This is a genomic window from Ruegeria hyattellae, assembly GCF_041537925.1.
In the GTDB taxonomy this organism is placed as follows: Bacteria; Pseudomonadota; Alphaproteobacteria; order Rhodobacterales; family Rhodobacteraceae; genus Ruegeria_C.
This window is the reverse complement of the sequence record NZ_JBGOSH010000012.1, coordinates 167805-173804: the sequence shown is the minus strand read 5'-3', so window position 1 is coordinate 173804 and position 6000 is coordinate 167805. Positions and strand designations below refer to the sequence as shown.

Annotated in this window: 4 protein-coding genes, 1 tRNA gene and 1 pseudogene; 5 read left to right on the top strand and 1 reads right to left on the bottom strand. The window is 58.0% G+C overall.

Features of this window, described 5'->3' with window-relative positions:
- Positions 1-9 precede the first annotated feature (9 nt).
- The 5 genes from AB1E33_RS22985 (at position 10) to AB1E33_RS22965 (ending at position 4464) form a co-directional block, all read left to right on the top strand.
- A complete protein-coding gene (locus AB1E33_RS22985) occupies positions 10-168 on the top strand; it encodes an aldehyde dehydrogenase family protein (RefSeq protein ID WP_372579581.1) in 159 nt (52 codons plus the stop codon).
- A 72-nt stretch (positions 169-240) separates the two neighbouring features.
- Complete coding sequence (locus AB1E33_RS22980) at positions 241-1920, top strand: Na/Pi cotransporter family protein (protein WP_372579575.1); 1680 nt, start codon at positions 241-243, stop codon at positions 1918-1920.
- A gap of 150 nt (positions 1921-2070) precedes the next feature.
- Positions 2071-3174, top strand: a complete 1104-nt coding sequence (gene leuB, locus AB1E33_RS22975; RefSeq protein WP_372579574.1) for a 3-isopropylmalate dehydrogenase — start codon at positions 2071-2073, stop codon at positions 3172-3174.
- 127 nt (positions 3175-3301) lie between these two features.
- Positions 3302-4285: a DMT family transporter gene (locus AB1E33_RS22970; protein WP_372579573.1), complete on the top strand. Its 984-nt coding sequence runs from the start codon at positions 3302-3304 to the stop codon at positions 4283-4285.
- 102 nt (positions 4286-4387) lie between these two features.
- Positions 4388-4464: transfer RNA gene (locus AB1E33_RS22965), tRNA-Pro, on the top strand.
- Positions 4465-4799: 335 nt separating this feature from the next.
- On the opposite strand, the pseudogene AB1E33_RS29610 reads toward AB1E33_RS22965, so the two are convergent.
- Positions 4800-5258, bottom strand: a pseudogene (locus tag AB1E33_RS29610) (transposase).
- Between the last annotated feature and the right edge of the window lie 742 nt (positions 5259-6000).

Genomic DNA, 6000 nt, shown 5'->3' with positions numbered 1-6000 from the left:
GGGCTGGATGTGGGCACCTGCAACATCTGGGAACAGCCCGGTTACAGGATCGAGATGTCCCCCTTCGGCGGCATCAAGGACAGCGGCAACGGCGTCAAGGAAGGCGTCATCGAAGCCATGAAGTTCTTCACAAACGTCAAAACATATTCACTCCCCTGGCCGCGATGATCCAAGTTACCTCCCTGACTGCGGGCCCGAAATAAGCGGGCCCGCCTTTTTCTCAAGTTGTGAATAAACAAGATGCTGGTTCTTGCCTTCCTGACCCACCTGTTCGGCGCAACAATGCTTTTGTTGTTTGCGGTCCGTATGGTTCGCACAGGAATCGAAAGGGCCTTTGGTCCACGTTTTCGCAGGCTGGTGACGACAAGGCGCAGCCCGATCCAGCTTGTGCCGGTGGGCGTGATGCTAGCGATACTCCTTCAAAGCTCAGCCGCCGTGACCTTGCTGGTATCAGGCCTTGCCACCGGCGGCACGATTGGGTTTGTACCCGCGCTGGCGCTGGTGCTTGGCGGCGATCTGGGATCGGCGCTGGTCATTCAGGTGCTGTCGCTGAAACTGGATTGGATCGCGCCGATCCTCCTGATTGTCGGGGGCATTCTGTTCCTGAAAACAGAGCGACGCGCGCTGCGCCAGGCGGGGCGCATCATTCTGGGCATTGCCCTGATTTTGCTGTCGCTGGACCTTCTGCGCGAGACGATGGAACCAATCCGCGACAGCGCGTTTCTGCCGGCCATGTCCGCATATCTGGAACGCGATTATCTGACGGCTTTCCTCGCGGGCGCGGTGCTGGCCTTTGTCATGCATTCCTCGGTCGCCGCGATCCTGATGTGTGTCACCGTCGTCGCCATTGGCGCCTTGCCTTTCTCGGTCGGCGTTTCACTGGTCCTCGGCGCAAATCTGGGCTCTGCCTTGATTCCTGTTTGGCTTAGCCGCGGATATTTGCCCGACGCGCGGCGTATCCCCGTGGCGAACCTCGTGATCCGAGGCACCGGGGCTTTGGCGATGCTGTTGATCCTCAACGGTCTTCAGTCGCAGATCTGGAGCCATTTCGGAGAAGGCGCGCACAGCCTGATCCTTCTGCACATCACATTCAATACGGCGCTTCTGCTTGCGATCCCGTTTTGCAGTCTTCTCGAAAAACCGATGGCGGCAATTCTGCCAACAGAAGACACCGACACCATGGTAATTCAGAATCCTGCATTCCGCTCAGTGCTCACCGAGGGCGAAGCGCCGCCCGTTCCGCAAGCCTTGGCAAACTTGCGGCGCGAGGTCCTGCGAATGGCTGGAATCGTCGGGGATATGTTTGACCCGGTGATGCAGATCTATGCCGCGCCGGATGCGGACAAGGTGAAGCACATCAATGAGCAGGATGAATTCGTCAATTCGGCCTTGGACGGGGTCCGCAGATATGCCGCGACGCTTCCCACCGATGAATTGGCCCGGCCTCAACGCAAAGAGCTTCGATCACTGGTCGATTACGCCATCGCGTTGGAAGCCGCCGGAGATATCATCGTCAAACGACTGCTTCCCCTGGCGGAGGAAATGCACGAAAGCGATCAGAACTTCAGCCCTGCTGGTCGCAGCGAATTGGAGTACATTCATGGAAGCGCGTCCAAAAACCTCAACTTGGCGACGAATGTTCTGATAAGCTCTGACCTGGAAAGCGCCCGTCAATTGCTTCAGCGAAAGACCGAAATGGGTCGCATAGAGCGAAAAAGCCGCAAGCGACATCTGCAAAGGCTCAATCAGGGCGATGTCGACAGTCTTGAAACAAGCGACAAGCATGTTGAAACCGCCTATCTCATGAAAGAGTTCAACTCGTGGATCGTGTCGATCGCGCACCCGATTCTGGATCGCGAAGGCCAACTGCTGAAATCGCGTTTGGCTAACGAAACAGCACCTGGGCAGGCTGCCAGATAATCAGGTTTATTGCGCCGAAGTCTGACAGTGCAAGTGTGCGTGCCAAAACAGCCCGCAATTGCCGCGTGAACTGCACCAATCTCCGCACCGCATTGACGCTGATCGGCTTGCGCGATAGGGCGATGTCGACAATTCGCAAGGAGAACCCTGATGTCCAACCCTTCGCTTCTCATTCTGCCCGGTGACGGAATTGGTCCCGAAGTCATGACCGAAGTGCGCAAGATCATCGGCTGGTTCGGTGACAATCGCGGCCTGGGTTTCGATGTCAGCGAAGATCTGGTGGGCGGCGCGGCCTATGACGCCCACGGCACGCCGTTGCACGATGACACGATGGCAAAGGCGCAAGAGGTGGATGCGGTTCTGTTGGGCGCGGTGGGGGGTCCGAAATACGATGATCTGGATTTCAGCGTGAAGCCAGAGCGCGGGCTGCTGCGGCTGCGCAAGGAGATGGACCTGTTCGCCAACCTGCGCCCGGCGCAATGTTTCGATGCATTGGCGGGTTTCTCGTCGCTGAAGAAAGACATCGTTGCTGGCCTGGACATCATGATCGTGCGCGAGCTGACGTCGGGCGTCTATTTCGGTGAACCGCGTGGCATCATCGAGGAAGGCAACGAGCGGGTGGGCATCAACACCCAGCGCTATACCGAGTCGGAAATCGAGCGCGCCGCCCGTGCCGCCTTCGAGCTGGCAATGCGCCGAAGCAAGAAGCTGTGTTCGATGGAAAAAGCTAATGTGATGGAATCGGGCATCCTCTGGCGCGAGGTCGTGGCCCGCATCGCAGCCGACTACCCCGAAGTCGAACTTAGCCATATGTATGCCGATAATGGCGCAATGCAGCTGGTGCGCGCACCCAAGCAGTTCGACGTGATCGTAACCGACAACCTGTTCGGCGATATTCTGTCCGACTGTGCTGCCATGCTGACCGGCTCGCTCGGCATGCTGCCCTCGGCCAGCCTGGGTGCTCCGATGGCCAATGGCCGCCCCAAGGCGATGTACGAGCCCGTCCACGGCTCGGCCCCCGATATCACCGGTCAGGGCAAGGCCAACCCGATCGCTTGTATCCTCAGCTTTGCCATGGCGCTGCGTTACAGCTTCGATCAGGGCACCGAGGCTGATCGTCTGGAGACGGCGGTGGAAAAAGTGCTGGCTGACGGTGTGCGCACCGCCGACCTGCTGGGCGAAGAGGGTGTTCAGCCGGTATCGACCTCGCAGATGGGCGACAAGATCGTCGAGGCGCTGAACGCCAGCCTCTGAAGACGCAGCATCGCGACAATGACAAACGCGGGCATTTGCCCGCGTTTTTTTGTTCGGGCGGTCTTTACCCTGATCGCGCTTTGCCCGATGATTGCGCCAACATCTCTCTTGAAAAAGTCGACCGACCATGCCGCAGCCGGGCAGAAATCTTCAGGGCAGCCTGTTCGGGCTGTTGGCCTTCGGGGTCTTTTCGACCCACGACGTCTTCATCAAATTCCTTGGCGGCAGTTATTCTCCGGTCCAGTTGCTTTTTTTCTCGGGGCTATTGGGATTTCCGCTGGTCGTGCTGATGATGATGGGGGATGCCAGCGAAGGCCATCTGCGCCCTGTGCACCCGTGGTGGATTGCCGGGCGCTGCACGGCAATGATTTGCAGCGCTCTCGGTGCGTTTTATGCCTTCACCAACCTGCCGCTGGCGCAGGTTTATTCGATCCTGTTCGCGGCACCGCTGATCATCACGGTGCTAGCGATCCCTGTGCTGGGTGAAAAGGTGGGGCTGCACCGCTGGGCCGCGGTGACGGTCGGTCTGATTGGTGTGATCATCGTGCTGCGCCCCGGCGACGCGCATCTGTCGCTGGGGCACCTGGCCGCTCTGATCTCTGCCATTGGAGGCGCCGCCAATTCAGTCATCGTGCGCAAGATCGGGCGCGAGGAACGCAGCGTCGTGCTCCTAATCTATCCGATGATGACGAGCTTTCTGGTGTTGGGCTGCGCTCTGTTCTTTGTCTACAAGCCGATGCCGGCCGCGGATTTCGGCAGGATGGCGCTGGTCGCTGCCTTGGCCTTTCTGGCGATGCTCTGCCTGATCCGGGCCTACCGGTTCGGAGAGGCCGCCATCGTGGCGCCGATGCAATATTCCCAGATTCTCTGGGCCACCGCATATGGCTATCTGATCTTTGGCGAAACCATCGACCAGACAACTGCGCTGGGGGCCTCCGTCATCATCGCCAGCGGGCTATATATCATTTTCCGCGAAAGCCGCGGCCCCACGTCAACAACAACGCCGGTCCTACGCACCCGAACCCGCGGCGGCACCGGCAACTCTCTGCGCGCGGGCGCCATCCTGCGCCGCATGCAGAGCCGCGACGAAGATGGGAACCCGGAGGCCTGAGAGGCCGTTGGGGGCGCATTGAGTGTTTTCCGAAAGTCACCGTTTTTCAAAGCAGATGGACTTGCCAAACAACTCACATGGCTATATTGCCCAGCGAACGGTCGGAGTGTAGCTCAGTCTGGTAGAGCACTGTCTTCGGGAGGCAGGGGTCGTGAGTTCGAATCTCGCCTCTCCGACCAATGATTTCAATGAATTAGTGTGATTATGCGCCTACCAAAGCGCTCGAAATCTGACATGAAACGCTGCGAAATCGGCAGTGACCTAGCACAGATTGTGCCCAGCTTGTTAGGTGGCGCAAAATGTCGGGTACTAAGTTTCGTGGCAAATCTGGGTCCCCGCCCAATCACCGAGAGGGGTATTTTCCGTCAACTTCCGTGGTACTTTGGTTCAGAACCCAAAAATCGTCTTGAGGTTGGTCTGCCAGCGTGTTTCACGGACCCTAACGAATGGCGGCATGATGGGCTTTGTTGCACAAATCCGCTGAAGGGCGTGTTCTCGGGTTCCCCGGACGGACTTATCCTGCGGCCTCTGCTACGGGTATGCCAAGAGCAGTGTAGCGATTGAGCACGGCGATACGGATTTGGATCTCCGCGAATTGCCGCTCGAAGTCCCTGGCCAAGAGGGATTGGCCGAGCAGTTTGATGCAGTGCATCCACTGCCCGGCAGGCGCATCCGCAGGATGCTTCCGAGAGGGGCCAACCTTGTCTGTCGTGACGTAGCCTGCCCGAACCTGCAGTGTTTCCTCGTCGCCACCCGTCTGCCGAAGCGGCAGCCCAAAAGCAGCCTTATCGTCAAAAAAGGCCTGAATCGCCGTGTCGCTGACTTACTGCTGGCGACCGCGCTTCCGGCTCGGTGGATGTGCCCAGATCATCTCTGGATCAAACCAGACCGACTAGGATCCTCGTTGCTTCAGCGCGGTGTCATACTTCGGCCAGTTCTTGATCTTGTACTTCGTAGCAGTCCGACTGCTCATGCCGCCCTTTTGTCGCGCCAACAGCCCATTTAGCGCAGCGGCCATCAGCTCTCGGCGGCCATCAAGGCTATCTGAGGCCACGGTCGAATGCAGGTTCTGAGCGGTTCTGATCAAACCATCCAGTGCGATACCATCCGCCGGAGGATTGAACCCATCCAAGACATAAGCCTCGATGCAGCGGATCATGGCGGTTACGGCAGAACTTGAGGTGCGTTCCGGTGTCTCCCCCAACGTTACAGTTGGATCGCAAATGATCACATCCGGCTGGAAACCTGCCGCCATGTTTGGAAGTGCATTGTCAGCTGAAAGTTGGACACCGGCGCCGTATGTGGGCAGGTTTTCAACTCCTGGAATTGCAAAAAAGAGAGGGGCGCTTTTGTCTGAGTTGATACTCAAAGCTGCGCCACTCGTATCGGCCCGGTGCGCTACACAAAATTCAGCCCGCCCGGCAACGGCAATCGCATTGGTGCTTCCAAACGCTATTATTACATCCGTTTTATGTGCGGCGCTGGCCTTGTTTAGTGCCTTGATATCGTTTTTGATAATCCGCCCAGATGCGATCGGATGCAATGCAACTTTGCTGCGATAAGGAAACCCCGAGACAAGACGGTCGAGAAAATCAGATCCGCCCGCGTATCGGTCGTTAAAGACAACCAAAGGCCGGGTGCACCGATTTCGCTCCAATTCGGAATGCAGCGCATCCTCAAGGATACCATCTGCAAAATGTACGCGTGAAAGGTAG